17 protein-coding genes are annotated in these 17785 nt (G+C 70.1%); 6 read left to right on the top strand and 11 right to left on the bottom strand.

Going from position 1 to position 17785, the window contains the following annotated elements; translation table 11 throughout:
- Positions 1 to 88 precede the first annotated feature (88 nt).
- Positions 89 to 706 carry a TetR/AcrR family transcriptional regulator gene (locus L8M95_RS03880; protein WP_260488114.1) on the bottom strand — a complete coding sequence of 206 codons (618 nt, stop codon included), beginning with the start codon at positions 704 to 706 and terminating at the stop codon, positions 89 to 91.
- The gene (locus tag L8M95_RS03875) at positions 699 to 2285 is read right to left on the bottom strand and encodes an MFS transporter (protein WP_260488112.1); all 1587 of its coding nucleotides are present in this window, start codon (positions 2283 to 2285) and stop codon (positions 699 to 701) included. Before L8M95_RS03875 ends, L8M95_RS03880 begins: the two co-directional genes overlap by 8 nt.
- A 225-nt stretch (positions 2286 to 2510) precedes the next feature.
- Between L8M95_RS03875 and L8M95_RS03870 the strand changes: the two genes are divergently transcribed.
- Positions 2511 to 3893 (top strand): family 1 glycosylhydrolase, encoded by a 1383-nt coding sequence (locus L8M95_RS03870; protein WP_260488110.1) that lies wholly within the window; start codon positions 2511 to 2513, stop codon positions 3891 to 3893.
- A gap of 409 nt (positions 3894 to 4302) precedes the next feature.
- Here the strand turns inward: L8M95_RS03870 and L8M95_RS03865 are convergent, their stop codons facing one another.
- Both L8M95_RS03865 and L8M95_RS03860 read right to left on the bottom strand, forming a co-directional pair.
- A complete protein-coding gene (locus L8M95_RS03865) occupies positions 4303 to 4473 on the bottom strand; it encodes a hypothetical protein (protein WP_096905156.1) in 171 nt (56 codons plus the stop codon).
- A gap of 142 nt (positions 4474 to 4615) precedes the next feature.
- Positions 4616 to 5107, bottom strand: coding sequence for a flavodoxin family protein (locus L8M95_RS03860; RefSeq protein WP_260488107.1), 492 nt, complete (start codon positions 5105 to 5107; stop codon positions 4616 to 4618).
- A 145-nt stretch (positions 5108 to 5252) separates the two neighbouring features.
- Between L8M95_RS03860 and L8M95_RS03855 the strand changes: the two genes are divergently transcribed.
- The 4 genes from L8M95_RS03855 to L8M95_RS03840 all read left to right on the top strand — a co-directional run bounded on the left by L8M95_RS03855 (position 5253) and on the right by L8M95_RS03840 (position 8179).
- Positions 5253 to 5651 carry a GntR family transcriptional regulator gene (locus L8M95_RS03855; RefSeq protein ID WP_260488105.1) on the top strand — a complete coding sequence of 133 codons (399 nt, stop codon included), beginning with the start codon at positions 5253 to 5255 and terminating at the stop codon, positions 5649 to 5651.
- Position 5652: 1 nt separating this feature from the next.
- A complete protein-coding gene (locus L8M95_RS03850) occupies positions 5653 to 6384 on the top strand; it encodes an ABC transporter ATP-binding protein (protein ID WP_069390093.1) in 732 nt (243 codons plus the stop codon).
- Positions 6381 to 7214, top strand: a complete 834-nt coding sequence (locus L8M95_RS03845) for a hypothetical protein (RefSeq protein ID WP_260488102.1) — start codon at positions 6381 to 6383, stop codon at positions 7212 to 7214. Before L8M95_RS03850 ends, L8M95_RS03845 begins: the two co-directional genes overlap by 4 nt.
- Before the next feature lie 152 nt (positions 7215 to 7366).
- On the top strand, positions 7367 to 8179 hold the full coding sequence (locus tag L8M95_RS03840) for an excalibur calcium-binding domain-containing protein (protein ID WP_260488100.1): 813 nt from the start codon (positions 7367 to 7369) through the stop codon (positions 8177 to 8179).
- Between the two features lie 25 nt (positions 8180 to 8204).
- Here the strand turns inward: L8M95_RS03840 and L8M95_RS03835 are convergent, their stop codons facing one another.
- Together L8M95_RS03835 and L8M95_RS03830 are read right to left on the bottom strand one after the other, a co-directional pair.
- Positions 8205 to 8576, bottom strand: coding sequence for a PadR family transcriptional regulator (locus L8M95_RS03835; protein WP_260489148.1), 372 nt, complete (start codon positions 8574 to 8576; stop codon positions 8205 to 8207).
- A 41-nt stretch (positions 8577 to 8617) separates the two neighbouring features.
- On the bottom strand, positions 8618 to 8929 hold the full coding sequence (locus L8M95_RS03830) for a hypothetical protein (protein WP_260489308.1): 312 nt from the start codon (positions 8927 to 8929) through the stop codon (positions 8618 to 8620).
- A gap of 267 nt (positions 8930 to 9196) precedes the next feature.
- Between L8M95_RS03830 and L8M95_RS03825 the strand changes: the two genes are divergently transcribed.
- A complete protein-coding gene (locus L8M95_RS03825; RefSeq protein ID WP_260488098.1) occupies positions 9197 to 10060 on the top strand; it encodes a Bax inhibitor-1/YccA family protein in 864 nt (287 codons plus the stop codon).
- A gap of 131 nt (positions 10061 to 10191) precedes the next feature.
- Here L8M95_RS03825 and L8M95_RS03820 read toward each other — a convergent pair whose 3' ends face one another.
- The 5 genes from L8M95_RS03820 to L8M95_RS03800 form a co-directional block, all read right to left on the bottom strand.
- The gene (locus tag L8M95_RS03820; RefSeq protein ID WP_260488096.1) at positions 10192 to 11364 is read right to left on the bottom strand and encodes an alpha/beta hydrolase family protein; all 1173 of its coding nucleotides are present in this window, start codon (positions 11362 to 11364) and stop codon (positions 10192 to 10194) included.
- Positions 11365 to 11579: 215 nt separating this feature from the next.
- Positions 11580 to 12800 (bottom strand): acetyl-CoA C-acetyltransferase, encoded by a 1221-nt coding sequence (locus L8M95_RS03815; protein WP_260488094.1) that lies wholly within the window; start codon positions 12798 to 12800, stop codon positions 11580 to 11582.
- 41 nt (positions 12801 to 12841) lie between these two features.
- Complete coding sequence (locus L8M95_RS03810) at positions 12842 to 14068, bottom strand: SGNH/GDSL hydrolase family protein (protein WP_260488092.1); 1227 nt, start codon at positions 14066 to 14068, stop codon at positions 12842 to 12844.
- Entirely contained in the window at positions 14065 to 15492 is a 1428-nt protein-coding gene (locus L8M95_RS03805) for an McrC family protein (RefSeq protein WP_260488090.1), read from the bottom strand. The genes L8M95_RS03810 and L8M95_RS03805 overlap by 4 nt, the downstream gene beginning before the upstream one ends.
- The gene (locus tag L8M95_RS03800; protein WP_260488088.1) at positions 15489 to 17741 is read right to left on the bottom strand and encodes an AAA family ATPase; all 2253 of its coding nucleotides are present in this window, start codon (positions 17739 to 17741) and stop codon (positions 15489 to 15491) included. The genes L8M95_RS03805 and L8M95_RS03800 overlap by 4 nt, the downstream gene beginning before the upstream one ends.
- Between the last annotated feature and the right edge of the window lie 44 nt (positions 17742 to 17785).

The following is a 17785-nucleotide window of genomic DNA, read 5'->3' as shown; positions in this document are numbered from 1 at the left end:
CATCCTCGTCACCGAGTGGTGGTTCCGACACCGGGGGCGGAGCCCGGCGCACCGGGTGCGGCGCGTGGACGGTTGGTTCGACTCGGGCTCAGACGAGTCGGCGGCCCACCATGCCGGCGGCATCGTCGAGCACGGCCCGGAACAGGGCGTCGTCTCGCTGCTCGAGCCAGCCCAGGGCTGCACCGAACATCAGCGTCATGGTCTGTTCGGCCACCAGCACGACGTCGGCGTCCCACCGGAGGCCCGCACGCTCGGCCAGATCGCTGAGCAGGGTCACGATGATCCGGCGGTACTCGTGGTGGGACTGCACGGACAGAGCGCGCAGCTGCTCGTCGCGGGCCGCCATCAGAGACAACTCGAAGTAGGCGATCTCCGTCGTCGGATCGGCGAGGACGGAATCCGCATAGGCCGCGAAGAGCTCGGCCACGGCTGCCGTCACGTCGTCGCGTCCGTGTACCGGCCGGTCCTGCTGCGTCTGCACCAGGTCCGACAGATGCGTCAGGTCCAGACCCAGCACCGAACGCATCAGCTCGTCCTTCGATGAGAACGCGTAGTGCACGGACCCGTGGGGCACCCCGGCCGCCTTGGCCAGGGCCCGCGTGGTGAGCGCCCACGCCCCGTCCCGAGCCATCACCGTCACCGCGGTCTCGGTGAGTTCCCGGCGGCGCTGCTCGATCGGCACCTGTGCGCGGCGCGACTCAGCCACGGCGCACCTCCGCAACGGCGGTGGACGCGGTGGACGCGGTGGACGCGGTGGACGCGGTGGCGTGTTCCGGCGCGGACGGCGGCCGGGCCGCTCGCGACTCCGAGCGCATGCCACGCCAGGCCAACGCCAGGGTGAGCGCCGCCGTGCCGATGCCGATCACGGCCACCAGGTCCATGCCCGCCAGGAAGGCGGAGTCCGCGATCTCGAGGAGGCTGATACCCCCGTCGGGCAGCGTCCTCGCGATCTCGTGGGCCCCGGCCAGGGTCTGGGAGGCGGCGATCGCGGAGTCGACATCCATGCCGGGCAGGGACGCGGTCTCGACCACGCGGCTCGAATAGACGGCCATCCCCGCTGTGCCGAGTACGGCGGTGCCCATCGCGCCACCGAATTCGTAGCCGGTCTCCGAGATCGCTGCGGCGGCGCCGGCGCGGTCGCTCGGGGCGGCGGTGAGGATGACGTCATTCGTGAGGGTCTCGGCCAGGCCGACGCCGATGCCGAACAGGGCCGACAGGAGCGTGAACAGGAGCATCGTCTCGGCGGTGTCCAGTCGGGTGCCGATCACGAACCCGACGATCACGAGGGACAGGCCCGTCATGATCACGGTCCGCACCGAGACCAGCCGGGCCAGGGCGGGGGCCAGCAGAGTGCCGACGACGGCGGCCACCGCGAGCGGGAGCATCCACAGGCCGGCCTCGGCCGTACCCATGCCGCGCACGAGCATGAGGTACTGCGGGAGGAAGAACATCAGCCCCATGAACGCGAACACGGAGATCACGTTGATCGACACCGCCGACGTGAACGCGAAGTTCCCGAAGAGCGAGACGTCGATCATGGGGTTCTCTCGGCGGCGCTGGCGGGACACGAACCAGGTCAGCGCGGCGACACCGAGGACGAGGGCGGCGAGCACCGCCGCATCGACTCCCTTCACACCGGTCTTGAGGGCGAAGACCAGGGAGATCATGCCGACGATCGAGAGGATCACGGAGGTCGGGTCGAACGGTCCCGGGTTCGGGTCCTTCGCCTCGGGCAGCAGGAACGGGGCGGAGAGGAGGAACAGCACGATCACCGGCACGTTCAGGAGGAACGCCGAGCCCCACCAGAAATGCTCCAGCAGTAACCCGCCGACGACGGGGCCCAGGGCGGCGCCGCCGGAGAACGCGGTCGCCCACACGGCGATCGCGGTGCGGCGCTCGGTGCGGTCCGGGAAGATCGCGCGGATCAGACCGAGTGTGGAGGGCATGAGGGTGGCGCCACCGATGCCGAGCAGTGCACGGGCGACGATCAGCATCTCCGGGCTGGTGGCAAAGGCGGCGACCAGGGAGGCGGCACCGAACAGCGGTGCGCCGATCATGAGGATGCGCTTGCGACCGATCCGGTCCCCGAGCGAACCGGTGAAGATCAGCAGGCCGGCGAGCAGGAACGAGTAGAGGTCGATGATCCAGAGCAGCTGGTTGGACGTCGGCTGCAGATCGGCGGACAGCGCCGGCACGGCGATGCCGAGAACCGACATGTCGATCGAGATCAGCAAAACGGGAAGGACGAGGACGAGCAGGGCCGTCCAGCGGCGTACGGGGGACACGGGCGCCTCTCCAGGGCGGTCGGACTGCGGGACGGTGTGCACGCAGCGATGCCGGGGTGTTCTGCGCCCGGCGAGAGCCATCCTGGCACGGGGTTGGCCATCTGGCCAACTCGGTTTGGCCAGGTGGCCATAAGTGCGGGGAATGCCACCGGCGGGAGCGCTCGCGGTTCGCGCACTTGGATCATTCCGCTGCCGTCCGCGTGGGTGCTTCCTAGGGTTCACCCCATGAGCGGGCGCGCGCGACGGGCAGGACATCCGACGATCATCCGGAGGGCACTTCCACTGCTGCTGGCGCTCGTGCTCGCCGTGGCGGTGGCCCCCCAGTTGCAGCCGGGCGCAGCGGCCCAGCCTGGTGGGGGACCGGCCGAACCGGGCTCCGGCTTCCACTGGGGCGTCGCGACGTCGGGCTTCCAGGTGGAGGGCTCGAATCCGGACTCCAACTGGAAGCGCTACGTCGGCGCGACCTCGCCAAGGGGTCAGACGGACCCGGTGGGCGACGCGGTGGACTTCTGGAACCGCTATGAGGAGGACATCGCCAACGCCGCGGCGATGGGCGTGAACACCTTCCGGCTGAGCGTGGAGTGGGCGCGGATCGAACCCGCGCCGGGGGAGTACGACGACGAGGCCCTCAGACACTACGACCGGATCATCGACACGGTCCGCCGACATGGCATGACCCCCATGATCACGATGGTGCACTTCGTCTATCCCGGGTGGCTGGCCGACCGGGGCGGGATGCTCGCGGACAACGCGGTGGAATCGTTCGGCCGCTTCGCGGACCTCATCACCGACCGGTGGGCGGGCGACGGCACCATGTGGGTGACGTTCAACGAGCCGCTGGTGTTCTTCAAGCACGAGATGACCATCGGACGGGTTCAGTTCGCCGACTTCTCCCGCTTCCTCGCCACCATCGAGGCCGCCCACCGACTCGGCTATGCGGCCGCCCACCGGGCCGACCCGGACGCGATGGTCACGATGAACGAGGCCTACCTTCCGATGGCCACCGGGTTCACCGACACGCTGATCGGGGACCGGGTGGCCGACGCGGTCGACTACGTGGGCATCGACTACTACTACGGCGTCGCGCTGAACAACCTCACCGCCATCAACGCGGCGTGGGACGACTTCGCGGCCGTGCGGCCACAGCCGGAGGGGATCTACGAGGCGATCACGCACTACGCCCACGCCTACCCGGGAAAACCGATCTACATCGTCGAGAACGGAATGCCGACTCTCAATGGTGGGCGCGCCGACGGGATCGAGCGGGGCGACTTCCTGCGCGACACGGTGTTCTGGCTCCAGCGGGCCGTGGCCGACGGGTACCCGGTGATCGGCTACAACCACTGGTCGCTGGTCGACAACTACGAATGGGGCGACTACTCCGCCCGCTTCGGGCTGTACCGGGTGGACGTGCTCGGAGACCCGACCCTGACACGCCAACCCACGTCGGGGGTCGACGCCTACCGCGAGATCATCGCGGGCGGGGGAGTGCCCGACGGATACCGTCCGGTGCTGCCGGCGGCGTGGTGCTCGCTGGCCACGATCCCGGACAGCTGCATCGGGCCGGTGTCGGCAGAAGGGCCCTTGACGACGCTGGCAGGGCGATAACAGGATCGACCTCACACGCGATTGCCCTAGTGGACCCGCCCGTTGACGACGAGAGGACCGATGAGATGTTTCCCGCCGGCTCGATCGAGAATCCGCTGCGTTTTCTGTTCGGCCCCGGGCCGGATGACTCCGCGTGCCTCGCTCTCACACCGGAGTGCATGGGCCTGATCCCGTACCTGGCCTCTCGGTTCGGTATTGCCAGCTGACGAGCCCCGACTGACGGCCCCCGGCCGACCAGACGCGGAGCCCTTGGCAGCACGCATTAATCCGCCCCTCGGATGTTCGTCCGCTCGCGGGGGCCGCAGCGTGGATCGAAATCCGAGGGGCGGATCGAGTGCAGGTCGAAATCCAGGGGGCGGATCGAAGACGGATCGAACTCCGCCAGGCTCGACGGCGGCGGCGGCCGGGACTACCTGCTGAACATCTTCGCGAAGAAGCCGTCCTTGACGGCGGGGACGTCCGACTCGTGGCCCGGGCAGCGGTCGGCCTTGGGCACACCGGCCATCACCTGGTCGACGTGCATTCCGCATCCGGCCCAGGTGGTCTTGCCGCACTTCTTGCAGGTGGCGGGACGGCACATTATGAGACTCCTCAGGGGGTGGGGTTGTCGTCGGCGTGAATCGCGCCGACCGCCGGCCGATGATCCGACTGGCTGATGCCCCGAGATTACATACCCCTAGGGGTATCGGTCAACCCTGCCGGTTCGCCGCGTCCGGTCCAGCTCACCAGTCGCCGCGGGTTAGGCCGTCGCCCCATGCTCGCGCCCGTTCCAGCTCGCCGGGCAGGAGCGGGCCCTCGTAGCCGTCCACGTAGAAGGTCTCGGCATCCGCCACCGGGTGACACCCGAGCTTGCGCAGCTTCTTGGCGGCCTTCCTGCCGGCGTGACCGGGCAGATCGGGGTGGCGAACGTGGGTGTCGAAAGTGGCCACGGCCAGGGAGGCGGAGCCGGCGGCGTCGAGCCACTCGCGCACTCCGGACGGGATCAACTCGCCGCCGCGGGCGTGCGCGTCCTCGCGGGTGCCGTCCCTGGGCAGTCCGAACGCGTGGGTCGGCGCGCCCACCACGAGCAGGTCCACGTGTAGGTCGGCCAGTGGCGGGGCCTCGTGTGCGGCCACCACCTCCGCCGGCAGGTGGGGGGACAGGCCGTCGCAGATCGCCTCGGCGACGAGCCTGGTGTTCCCCCACGCGGATTCGTACACGACGAGCGCGCTCATGGCTGGCCCTTTCCGCAGATCCTGAACTCAGTCTGCGCCTCGGCCGAGCCTCGCACAACGGCTCGTCAGAAACCATTTATTGACAAGCACCACCGGTGGATGTCACTGTATTAATCACCTAATACAGCAACACGGAAGTGGGGCGATGATGCAGTTCGACAACTCGTCCCCGATCTGGGTGCAGCTCGTCGAGGAGTTCTCGCGACGCATCGTGACCGGGGAATGGGAGGCCGGGGACAAGATGCCCGGCGTCCGGGAGTTGGCGGCCGATCTCGGCGTCAACCCCAACACCGCCCAGCGGGCCCTCGCGGAACTGGAACGGCTCGAACTGTGCCGGTCCGAGCGGGCGACCGGGCGGTTCGTGACGCTGGACTCCGAGCGGATAGACGAGGTCCGCGCCGACCTCGCCACCGACGCCGCCGACGCCTATATCCGACGCGTCCGCGGCCTGGGAATGGCGCACGACAAAGCCCGAACGCTGCTCGACCACAGATGGGACACCCATGAACACACCACTACCGATGAGCACGACGGAGGTGCCTGACATGAGCGCCACCGATCATGCCTCCACCGCGAGCCCCGCCACTACACTCGTTGAGGCCACCGGGCTCCGCATGACGTACGGCGCCACCACCGCTCTCGACGGCCTGGACATGGCCCTGGCCCCGGGGCAGATCGTGGGCCTGCTGGGCGAGAACGGCTGCGGCAAGACCACGCTGCTCAAGATCCTCGCCGGCGTCCTGGCCGGGTACTCCGGCGACGTGCGGATCGCCGGTCACGTCCCCGGTCCGGAGTCCAAGGCACTGGTGTCCTACCTGCCCGACACCAGCTTCCTGCCCGACGCCGCGCGGGTGAGCTACTGCCTCGAGCTGTACACGGATTTCTTCGCCGACTTCCAGCCCGAGAAGGCGCGCGACCTCATCGGCTTCTTCGGCCTGAGCGAGTCCGCGCGGCTCAAGCAGATGTCCAAGGGCATGCGCGAGAAGGTCCAGATCGCACTGGCCATGTCCCGCGACGCGCGCGTGTTCCTCCTCGACGAGCCCATCTCGGGCGTCGACCCGGCCGCGCGTCAGGTGATCCTCGACGGGATCGTACGCAACCTCTCCGAGGACTCGCTCCTGCTCATCACCACCCACCTTGTCCACGACCTCGAGCCGATCCTCGACGCCGCCGTCATGATGCGCCACGGCCGCGTCCTGCTCTCCGGCGACGCCGACGACCTCCGCGGCAGCCGCGGCGCCAGCCTCGACCAGATCTTCAGGGAGACCTACCGATGAGAGCGACGACGACAACACTCCTCAAGCACGAGTGGCTGCGCACGCGCGGTCCGCTCGCGACCCTCTTCGGCCTGGTCAGCCTGGTCGGGGTGGTGGGCAGCCTGCTCGGTGCCTCGGGATGGCCGCTGTTGTCCGAGCTCGGGCTGGCCGCGGGCATCCTCGCGGCAGTTGTCGCGGTCCCGGCCGTCCAGCTGGCGCTCGCCGCCGACTACTGGCGGTCCGGCTACGGCCGCACCGGGTACTTCACGCACTCCATCCCGGTCCGTGGGTCCCGCATCTTCTGGGCCAAGCTGGCGTGGACGATGCTCGTCTCGCTGGTCGCGATCGTTCTGACGGTCGTACTCGTGGTGCTTGCGTGGTGGGCGAACGCGCAGCGGTCAGGGGGTGCCCCGCCGTCGTGGTCGATACTGGGCGACGCGTGGGCGACCCTCACCGCCGTGTCCCCGGCGTGGATGATCGTGGCGGGCGTCGTCCTGCTGGTCGCCTCGGTCCTGGTGTGGCCGGTGTACTACTACTTCTCGATCTCGGTGGGGCACGAGCGGCGACTGGCCGGGCTCGGCGCCGGCGGACCCGTGGTGGTGTTCGTGGTGGTCTACCTGGCGACCCAGGCGCTCGCCCTGCTCGGCATGCTCGTGCTGCCGTTCGGGGTGGGGGAGGCCGACGGCGAGACGCTGGGCCTGGTGAGGTTCGACCTGGTCGGCGAGCTCGCGGCGGGGAACGCGACCAGCGAGGTCATGCCGATCGGCTTCGTGGTCTCGCTGGTGGCGCTCGCGGCGTACTGCCTGTGGCGCACCGCGCGGTCGTGGAACCGCAAGGTGGCCCTCGGTTGACAGGGATGGGCTGCTGACGGGGATGGGCTGACGCGTCCGGGTTGATAAGGAATCTTTGGCGGACGGCGCGCGGTGGAGTAATGTTCACATTCTCACCGCGCGTCGTCCTCTCGCTACCGCGGGCCCCTCACCTCCCTCGAAAGTCCGCGAACATGCCGATCGTCCTGCCCTCCATGGCGCGTCCCACCCTCACCGAACCGGCCTACGTCGCGCCCCCGGCCTGGAAGCCGGTCCTGGCCTGGGCCGGCCTGGTCGTGGGTGGGCTCGTCGTGGTGGCGGCGCTCGGCACGCTCGGCAGCGGCGTCATCGAGTCGGTCGCGATGGCGCTGATCGGCCTGGCCATGGCAGTGCCCGGCGGTTGGTGGGTCCACTGCGAGCGCGAGGACCGCACGCGCGCCGAGGAGGACTTCCTGCTCGACCGGCAGTCGGCGGAGGCCGCCCGGTCGATGTCCGGCTACGTCTCCCCGGATGCGCTGAGCCCGTTGACCTGGAGTACCCCGTTGGCCCCGTTCGTCCGCCGCTGGCCGGTGGTCGGCGCGGTCTCGGTCGCCATGCTCGTCCTCGGCGCGGCGCTGATGCCCACTCCCGAGCCGGCAGCGACCCCGGCCTCGAGTCCGGTGGCCGCGACCAGCACCGTCACCACCACGGCCCGGGCCACCGCGCCGACCACAACCGCGCCGACCACCCTGAGCCAGGCCCCGGCGAGCTCACCGGAATCGGCGACGCCGGTCGCGACCGGCGTCCCTCAGTCCACCTACGCGCCGGTTCCGGAGCCCGCCCCCGAGCCGACCTATGCGCCGCCGCAGACCTACGCGCCCGCCCCGCTGGCGGAGCCGGTCCAGCAGGCGACCTACTACCCCAACTGCTCCGCGGCCCGCGCGGCCGGGGCAGCCCCGCTCTACCGCGGCCAGCCCGGGTACGCCTCGAAGCTCGACCGCGACAACGACGGTGTCGCCTGCGAGTGACGGCGGTGCGCGAGAACGCCGGGGCCTACTCGCCGGCGTCCGCCAGCAGGCCGTAGAGGCGCTTGCGCAGTGCGACCAGTTCGTCGGTCGCGGCGGAGCCGGCGGCAGCGTCCCCGGTCTGCACCACGGCCCGCACGGCCACGGCGGCATCGCCGAGCGCCTTCCACAACTCCACGCTCCCGCCGAGTCCGGCGGTGGCTTCCTGGGTGGCGTCCTCCCAGGGCGCCGGGCGGTCCTTGAGTGCGTCGACCTCGTCCCGACCGGCGTCGGTGAGTCGGTAGTGCTTGGGGCCGGCGTCCTCTGCGGGTTCGATCAGCCCCTCGTCCTCAAGCAGTGACAGGGCGGGGTACACGGCGCCGGAGCTGGGTCGCCAGGTCCCGCCACTGCGCTCGGCCAGCTCGCGGATGATGCTGTAACCGTTGCGGGGGCTCTCGGCGATCAGCAGGAGAGCGCCGTGTCGGACATCTCCTCGTCGTCGTCGTTGATGGGGGCCGCGCCGCGACCCTCGTGGCTGGTCGAACGAACCGAACGGACCTCCGGGTCCGAAGGGGCCGCCCGGGCCGAACGGACCCCCGGGGCCGAAGGGGCCGCCCGGACCGAACGGGCCTCCACCGTGCCCGTGGTCGTGTCGACGGTCGCGCTGGTGGCCGCGGTGGTGGCCGGGCCTTGCGCCGCGGCGGGGGTGGCCTCCGTGTCCGCGGGGTCCCGGACGGTCGTACTCGCCCGGGTCATGACTGATGTCGTAGTCACGCATCGTCGTCTCCTCTGGGGTGCGGACTCGGGAGTCGAGTCCTCTTGCGACGAGTATCCACGCCATGACAAAGACTGTCAACGACATATCGTTAGCGCAGGTCTCGATAGAGGACCATCCGCCCGTCGTGCTCGTGCGGCAGGATGGGTTCCGGCGCCGGGAACACACAGGTGGGCCCGCGCGTTGCACTGGTACGAGTGATTCGTCGGTGACCCGGCGGGGACTCTCGATCAACGACCTTCCCCGACAATTCCGAAGGGACCTCGATGCGCACAAGCAGCAACCCGGTCTTCAGTTCACTGTCCACGGACAGCGCCCGTGGCGCCACTCACCTCGGTGGTGCCGGCCGCGGCGCGTTCCAGCAGGGCCAGTACGGCCAGCAGGGCTTCGGCGGCCAGGCCGGTTACGGTGCACCGCAGGCGCACCCGCAGTTCGCCGCCGACACGCGGCCCATGACGATCGACGACGTCGTCGCGAAGACCGGAATGACCCTCGGTCTGCTCAGCATCGTCGGCGCGATCGCCTTCTACCTGATCACCATGAACCCGGGACTCCTGTTCCCGTTCATCCTGGTCGGCGGTATTGGTGGCCTGGTCACCGTGCTGATCGCCACCTTCGCGCGCAAGATGGACTCGGCCCCCGTCACCCTGACCTACGGTGCCCTCGAGGGCCTGTTCGTCGGAGCGGCGACGTACCTGTTCACCATCGACCTGCAGGGCACCGGCGGCGTCCTCGGCGCGGTGGGTGCCGCGATCCTCGGCACCATCGGCGTGTTCGTGGGCATGCTCTTCGTCTACAAGACCGGCGCCGTGCGCGTCACGCCCAAGTTCACCCGCTTCATGTCGGCGGCGTTGATCGGCGTGCTGTTCGCGGCCCTGGGCAGCATCGTGCTGAGCCTGTTCACCGGCACCAACCCGCTGTACAACGGTGGCCCGATCGCGATCGGCTTCTGCCTCCTGTGCATCGGCCTGGCCGCCTTCAGCTTCCTGATGGACTTCGACAACGCCGACCGCCTCGTGCGCGCCGGCGCCCCGTCCAAGATGGCGTGGGGCGTTGCGCTCGGCCTGACGGTCACCCTGGTGTGGCTCTACGTCGAGATCCTGCGTCTCATGAGCTACTTCCGCGACTGAGTTCGCGTCTGGCGCGGGTCTGACCCGCGAACACCACGGCCCCGGCCCCCGCGAGGGGAGCCGGGGCCGTCGGCATTTCGGGAGCAGTGTTCCGGCGCGGCCCGAGAAAACCCGTGCGCCGCCGCCCCGGGTCAGTCCCGGAGTGCGGGCTCGATGTACTCCCATCCGGCGTCGAAGTGCCGCATGAAGGTCGCCCAGTTGTGCAGGCCGTTGTCTCCGTAGTCCGCACGGTGGTCGACCCCGGCGTCCGTCAACGCCCGCGAGAACGCCTGTGTCGCCTCGTGCACGCCACGCTCGAGGACGATGCCGAACCACATCGCGAACTTCTCGCTTCCGTACTCGCCCGGATCCGCCGGACCGATGTCACCGGTGCCGGCCGACATGTAGACGGCCGTGTCCTGCAGCTTCTCCGGGTGCGAGATGGTGTCGTGATACCGCCACCGCTCACTTCCGTACGGCCCCCACATGTTGTCGAGATCGCCGCCACGGGTCACGACGCTCAGCCGCACCGTTTGATATCCGAGCGGGTCCATTGTCGAGTAGTTGCCGCTTAATGCCATCACCGCGTCGTACAGATCCGGATGTTGGGCGGCCAGATGCATCGCCGCCTGGGCGCCCATCGAGTTGCCCGCGATGGCCGACTTGCCGTTGGTGTCCAGCTCTTCCGCGACGATGGGCGGCAGCTCCTCGGTGAGGAAAGTCTCCCACTTGTGGTTGCCGAGCACCGGGTCCACTTTCTCCCAGTCCGAGTAGAAGGAGGCGAACGCGCCCGCCGGGTTGACGATATGGACGTTCTCGTCCGCCATCACCTCGTGGATGTCCGCGACGTGGTTCCAGCCCGTGCTGTACTCGGGTGCCCCGACGCCGTCGAGCATGTACAGGACAGGTGCCGGCCCCGTGCCGCGGGACCTGACGACCTCCACGGTGACCACCCGCTGCATGGCTGCGGACTGGACGGACCAGTACTCGTACACGTTGTCCGGGCCGTCGTAGCGATCGACGCCGAGGAACTCGGTCGTCCTGATGGAAGGGTCGACCCTCGTCGGGACGCCGACCTCCTCGACGGACGCGGGGACGATCGGGACGTTCGCCGATCCGACCGAGCCCAACAGTTCGGCGGTGGAGCCGACGGGAGTCTGCTCGAGGCTCCCGGCGACCGCGTCGAACGCCACCTCGCCCACGGAGGACGAGGATCCGGCCTGCCCGTCCTCGGCTACGGCCGGCATGACCGAGCCCGCGACGAGGGCGAGGGCGAGTGCGCTGGAGCCGAGGGCGCGGTGGGGGAGGGAAGAACGCGGGGACATGGGACTCCGATGTGAATGGCGGTGACTGACAAAAGAGTAATACGCACCTGCGACATTCCGCCCGCCCGGTCTGTGCGAACGTCCATCGGAAAGCTCCGACGCGACGGCCATCGGGCGACACCGCCGCCACAACGAGAAGAGCGTCCCGACCACGTTCCTCTGGGGAATCGTGGTCGGAACGCTCTTCGCGTGGCCCCGCGAGAGGGGGCGTGGGATCAGCTGAGGCGCTCGAGCACCATCGCCATGCCCTGGCCGCCGCCGACGCACATGGTCTCGACGCCGAACTGCTTGTCCTCGGCCTGCAGGTTGTTGATGAGCGATGCGGTGATGCGGGCGCCCGTCATGCCGAAGGGGTGGCCCAGCGCGATGGCGCCGCCGTTGATGTTGAGCTTGTCCTCGTCGATGCCGAGCTCGCGGGCCGAACCGAGCACCTGCACGGCGAACGCCTCGTTGATCTCGAACAGGTCGATGTCGGAGATCGACTTGCCGGCGATGCGCAGGGCGTTCTTGACGGCCTCGATCGGGCCCAGGCCCATGATCTCGGGCGACAGGCCGGACACGCCGGTGGAGACGACGCGCGCGAGCGGGGTGAGGCCCAGCTCCTTGGCCTTGGTGTCGGACATGATCACCAGGGCGGCGGCACCGTCGTTGAGCGGGCAGCAGTTGCCGGCCGCGATGGTGCCGTCGGGGCGGAACACCGGGTTGAGCTGCGAGACCTTCTCGTAGGTCGTGCCGGCGCGGGGGCCGTCGTCGGTGGTGACGACGGTGCCGTCGGGCATCGTGACCGCGGAGATCTCGTTGGCGAAGTGTCCACGCTCGATGGCCTCGATGGCCCGGCTGTGCGAGCGCACGCCCCAGCGGTCCTGCTCCTCGCGGGTGATGCCCGTCATCTGGGCGACGTTCTCGGCGGTCTGGCCCATGGGGATGTAGACGTCCGGGAGCTGGCCGTTCACCCGCGGGTCGGTCCAGGTCTCGGCGCCACCCTCGGCGCGCTTGGCGGTGCGGGCCTCGGCGTCGGCGAAGATCGGGTTGTGGGTGTCCGGCCAGTGGTCGGCGGTGCCCTTGGCGAAGTTCGAGACGGTCTCCACACCGGCGGAGATGAAGACGTCACCCTCGCCGGCCTTGATCGCGTGCAGCGCCATACGGGTGGTCTGCAGCGAGGAGGAGCAGTAGCGGTTCACGGTGGTGCCCGGAACGGTGTCCAGGCCGGCGAGCACGGAGACGACACGGCCCATGTTGAAGCCCTGCTCGCCACCCGGCAGGCCACAACCCAGCATGAGGTCGTCGATCTGGGTGGGGTCGAGCGCGGGGACCTTGTCCAGTGCGGCCTTGACCATCTGGGCGGTGAGGTCGTCGGAGCGGATGCCCACGAGGGAACCCTTGTTGGCGCGCCCGATGGGGGAACGGGCGTACGAGACGATCACGGCTTCCGGCATGGAAAGCTCCTTCGTTGCGGGTGAGTGCTGCTGTGGTCGGATCAGTCCTGCCGGTCCGGGTCGTCCCGCGTCGAGCGGGTCAGCCTCAGGATCCGGCTACGGCGGCGGAGTGTGTCCGCGGCCACGCGGGCGTACCCCGTGTTCTCTGGGTCACCGTCCACGCCCTCATTATGCAGGAACGTGTTCCGTTCCCCGTCGTCCGCATCCTCGTGGGTGCGGACGAAGTCGGTGAGGCGTGTGGTCAGACGGGCGACCACGGACTCGCGGTGCTCGATGTGCGCAGCGGACCGGTCGCGCGCGTCCACGTCCGTGCCCTCGTCGACCGCGGGCTCAGCTGCGTGCTCGGTCGCATTCCCGGCCTCGTCGGCTGCGCGCTCGGCCTCCACGAGCGAGGCGGCGGCCTCGTCGGCGCCGCGGGGCCGGAGGTCTTCGGGCACCTCGTCCCACACACCCAGGGCCACGCACACGGCGGGCAACAACAGCCCTGCGGCGAGCTCGTACCCGGCGGAGTTGGGGTGGAAGCGGTCGGGCGAGAACAGACTCTCGCCGCGTCGGTGGAACTCGGGCGCGAGCGTCTCGGCCAGCGAGACGGGGACGCCGCCGGCCTTGCGCGCCTGCACGGCCTGCGCGGCGGCGAGACGCCGGCTCAGCCCGGACATGACCGAGCGCAGCGGCTGGGGGACCGGTTTGATGATGCTCAGATCGGGGCAGGTTCCCACCACGACGTGGGAGCCGTTCCCGCGCAGCGCCTGAACCGCCTCGCCCACCCGGCGAGCCGACGGGCCGATCGCGTTGCGGGAGGTGATGTCGTTCCCGCCGATGAGGATCACCGAGATGTCAGGGTCGCCGTGGGCGATCTGCATGGCCTCGACCTGCCCGGGCAGTCCCTTGGAGGTGGCACCCACGATCGCCTTGATGCTCAGCCGTACGTTCCAGCCCGATTCCTCGGCCAGGCCGCGCGCCAGCAGCACGCCGGGCAGCTCGTCCGGGGAGTCGGCACCGAGGCCAGCGGCGAGCGAGTCGCCGAAGATCATCATGTGCACGTCGCACGTCATGCCGGGCCGCCACGGTTCCGGGGAGCGGGCCCCGGGTCGGTAGAGCCCGTCGCCCTCATAGGGCCGGGAGGTGGGTTTGGGGATCACCCGGCGCGCGATCCTGGCCTGCTGAGCCAGCACCTCGTACGCGCCGCGGTACGCCCCCACCGTGCCCACGGCTGCCAGCCCGAGGCTCATCCACATGCGTCGCGAGGCGTCGTCGGCGTCGGTCATCGGGCGTGTCGTCTCCCTTCGGCGTCGTGTGACCCTGTGCTGTGATCTGACCCTGTGCCGTGACCTGGCTCCGTGCGATGACGTGACCCGGTGCGGTGCCGCGATTCGGTTCGGTGGCGCGCGGCGGGCGGTGCGGCCAGCTCACGGGCGTGCTCGGCCAACTCGACGATAGCCCGCTGGCTCTCGGCGGGGCCGCGGGAGAGGTCCACCGGGTACTCCACGATCGAGATGTCGGTGTGCACGATCCGCCGCGGCTGGGGGGCGTCGTCGCGCCGCTGGGCCGGGTAGACCAGGTACGCCCGATCCACCCCGAGCGCGGTGCAGGCGGCCAACAGTCGATAGTGCTCGGCGGCGCGAGCCCGGCGGTCCGTGGGATAGGTCGGTACGAACGTGGTGACCGGCTCGCCGTCGACCTCGTAGACCAACCCCGTGCGCACGGAGATGTGGTCACCGTCGTCGGGCGGCGCGCTGTGGCGCCCCGACGGCGCGTCACCGGCCTCGGTACCGGAGTCCAGATTGACGACGGGGTTCTGCAGCAGTCGGCCCCCGTGGCCGTCGAGGGCGGCGGTCAGTTCGGCCTCCACGAAGCGTTCGAAGAGCGACGGCATCTCGGTGACGAAGGCCGCCGAGGCGGCGTGGCCGTCCTCGACCTCCACCGAGATCCGCCGCACGATGCGGTCCGCCAGCGCGAGCGCGTCCTGGTAGCGGGCGTTGAGCCGGCTGGGCGTCCACGCGGGCACGGGTGAGCCCTGGCCGATGAGTGTGGCATCCGACAGTCGAGCGTCGACCATGGCCAGTCGGCGGCGGGTGGCGTCGGGCAGTTCGGGCAGGAACTGCAGGCGGTGGGCGGCCGTGCGCAGGATGCGGTTCTCGGCGATGTCCGGGGTGAACTCGGAGTAGGTGACCTCGAGTGGGATGGTCATGCCCGGATGGCGGCGGATCTGGTCACCCAGGCGGATCCTGCCGCGCACCGTGGTCAGCGCCTCGTCGACCCTGCGGTACCCGCGCAGAAGTCCGGGGGCCAGCGCCTGGTGCGCCAACCGGGCCATGGACTCGGCGACGGAGGTCCACAGCTCGTCGTCGTCCCTGGCCTGCACCGACGAGGCGAGGAAGGGGTCGTCGGCCGCGTGGTCGAGCAGGAAGAACAGCTGCGTCAGCCCCAGGCTCGCGGCGGGCATGACCCGCACCGACAGGCCCTCGACCCGGACCGAACCCACGGCGCCGCAGGGGATGAGCCGCCACGTGTCGCGGCCGGCGGGCAGCACCTCCACCAGTCCGGTCTGCGAGAGGTGCTGGGCGCCCTCCCAGCTGAGCGTGACGAGCCGGCCCCGGCGGTCGAACTCGTCGAACTCAAGGGCCACCGTGGACGCCGTCGACTGTGCCGGCGCCGTCGACGCCCCCGGGTCGGTCGAGGGTGCGGTCACGCCCGCCCGATCTTGCGGCGAAGTGCCGCGAGACCGAATCGCTCGTGCACCTCGGCCCGGGTGAGCCGTCCGTAGTAGTGCTCCTCGAGCAGCGGGAGCAGGTCGAAGCGCCAGATCGCCTCGAGTCCGCCCGGCTCGGTGGCCTGGTCCTTCATGAAGTATGACGGCCCGATGCGCAGGTCGCGGTCGGAGTCGTCGATCTCGGAGTTGAGCGCCTCGAGCAGCTCGGCGGGTTCGGTCGTCACGCCGCGGGCCTCCAGGTGGCGGCGCAGCACGCCGGCCACCGGCGGGGTGTCGGGGTGCAGTTCCATGAACGCGAAGCGTCGCCGGATGGCGGCGTCGACCATGGCGATCGACCGGTCGGCGGTGTTCATGGTGCCGATGATGAACAGGTTGCGCGGCAGCCGGAACGAGGTGTCGGGGGAGTACTGGGGCAGCACGGTCCGATCTCGGTACTCGAGCAGGAAGTACATCTCGCCGAACACGCGTGCCAGGTCGGCGCGGTTCATCTCGTCGATGATGAGGAAACTCGGGTGCTCGCGACCCGACTCCGAGGTCGCCCGCGCGGCCTGGCGCCGCAGCGGCCCGGCCTGGAGGGCGAAGCCCGGCTGGCCCGACTCGGTGAGCGTGGGCCGGTAGCCCTCGAAGAAGTCCTCGTAGGCGTAGCTGGGGTGGAACTGCACCAGCTGGACGCGGCTGGGGTCGTCGGGGCCGGCGAGGAAGCGGGCCAGCTCCTGGGCGAGGAAGGTCTTGCCGGTGCCGGGCGGGCCGTAGAACACGATCTGCTGTCTCTGCTGCAGGGTGTCGACGATCTCCTGCAGCTCCGCGCGGGGCATGTGCAGGCTGTCGGCCAGCTCCTCGGTGACCTCGGGCAGGGTCGGCACCGCGCCGGCGGCGGGTGCCTCGGCGACCTGCGACGCCGCGGAGTGGCGGCCGGGGTGCATGGCCGACAGCATCGCGTCGAGTCCGTCGGTGAGGTCGACGACCGTGCCGGGCTCGCCGATCAGCTCGGACAGCGGGCTGGGCAGTGTCTCCAGGTCGAGGGTGACGGCGCTCCACAGCACCGAGCGCTCGAGTTGCTGGCCGCCGTCGTCGACGTAGCCGAGGTCGTCGGTGAGGGTGCCCAGGTGCAGCTTGGCGTCGGCGACCGTCGCCACCACGTCCTGCGGGTTCATCCGGGACAAAAAGGTGTGCAGCTCGGCGGTGAGCTGGAACCGGGCCTGGTAGTCCAGGTGGGGGTAGCCCTGCTCGACGGCCTGGGACACCTCGAGGCGACTGGCGTGCGCGGGGATCCGCGGAAGGTGCGAGGCGGGCAACGCGATGCGGTTCTGGGCGACCCATTGGCCTGCCTGACCGACGCCGCCCCGGCCGGGCCGTACGAGCCAGGCGCGCCGAGAGTGGTCGTCGCGGTGGCGCTGCCACTGGTTGGCCACGGACCCGCGGTACCAGTCGACAGGTTGGCCGAGCTGCGCGGACAGGACCTCGGAGATCCGGTGCAGGTCCTGGTCGATGTCCAGCTCGTCGATGCCCGACGGGCCGCCGATGAGGTCGGCGAACGCGTCGCGGATGCGGGTCTTGTGCTCGTGCTTGACGATCGGCTGGAAGTACCCGGGCCACACGAGGTACTGGAGGCTGTAGCGGATGGCCCGCCAGTCACCGGGAGTGGAACGGGCGGCGCGCTGGAACTCCCACGGGTCCGAGAGCGCGGCGTCGCGGACGGACGCGTCGAGCTCGGCCCAGTGGATGACGAACGAGCACAGCCAGCGCAGGTGCTCGCGCATCTGCACGTTGAAACCCAGCCCGCCGGTGAGCGGGCCCTTCTCGCTGAGGACCTCGTCCAGATCGGCCGGGATCTCGGGGGCGTCCTCGATCCAGGACAGCACGTCCCGGACACGGCCGCGCTTGAGGCGGGCCGTGACCGTGGACAGGGGCAACTGCTGGATGAAGAGCAGCTCCGCGGCGAGCAGGACCACGGGGCGCGGGGCGCCCTCGAGCTGATCGTGCAGGGCCTGCATCACGGGGGAGCGGGTCGACCCCGATGCGGCGGCGCCCGCCGCGCCCGCCGTGCCTTCTTCGGGGTCCGCGTCGAGACGGCGGGCCAGCTCCTCGGCCACCTCGGGCGTCCAGGTGTAGAGGTCGTCCTCGAAGGGGGACTGACCGGTCCGCAGTGCCGGTCCCAGGACCCGCCCGGCCGCCGCTTCGATAGTCGGGGCCGGGCCGTGGGGCCTGTCCTGGGAACCGTCTGACACGTGGAACTCCTGCTGACGCCGGGGCGGATTCGGGCCCGCCAGAA

The organism is Dietzia sp. B32 (genome assembly GCF_024732245.1).
In the GTDB taxonomy this organism is placed as follows: domain Bacteria; phylum Actinomycetota; class Actinomycetes; order Mycobacteriales; family Mycobacteriaceae; genus Dietzia.
The sequence above is the reverse complement of the archived record's forward strand: the minus strand, read 5'-3'. Positions and strand labels throughout refer to the sequence as shown.

Coding starts and splice junctions, on each gene's coding strand:
- L8M95_RS03870 (WP_260488110.1), top strand. CDS start 2,511: ATGAGCGGGCGCGCGCGACGGGCAGGACATCCGACGATCATCCGGAGG.
- L8M95_RS03865 (WP_096905156.1), bottom strand. CDS start 4,473: ATGTGCCGTCCCGCCACCTGCAAGAAGTGCGGCAAGACCACCTGGGCC.
- L8M95_RS03860 (WP_260488107.1), bottom strand. CDS start 5,107: ATGAGCGCGCTCGTCGTGTACGAATCCGCGTGGGGGAACACCAGGCTC.
- L8M95_RS03855 (WP_260488105.1), top strand. CDS start 5,253: ATGATGCAGTTCGACAACTCGTCCCCGATCTGGGTGCAGCTCGTCGAG.
- L8M95_RS03850 (WP_069390093.1), top strand. CDS start 5,653: ATGAGCGCCACCGATCATGCCTCCACCGCGAGCCCCGCCACTACACTC.
- L8M95_RS03845 (WP_260488102.1), top strand. CDS start 6,381: ATGAGAGCGACGACGACAACACTCCTCAAGCACGAGTGGCTGCGCACG.
- L8M95_RS03840 (WP_260488100.1), top strand. CDS start 7,367: ATGCCGATCGTCCTGCCCTCCATGGCGCGTCCCACCCTCACCGAACCG.
- L8M95_RS03825 (WP_260488098.1), top strand. CDS start 9,197: ATGCGCACAAGCAGCAACCCGGTCTTCAGTTCACTGTCCACGGACAGC.
- L8M95_RS03820 (WP_260488096.1), bottom strand. CDS start 11,364: ATGTCCCCGCGTTCTTCCCTCCCCCACCGCGCCCTCGGCTCCAGCGCA.
- L8M95_RS03815 (WP_260488094.1), bottom strand. CDS start 12,800: ATGCCGGAAGCCGTGATCGTCTCGTACGCCCGTTCCCCCATCGGGCGC.
- L8M95_RS03810 (WP_260488092.1), bottom strand. CDS start 14,068: ATGACCGACGCCGACGACGCCTCGCGACGCATGTGGATGAGCCTCGGG.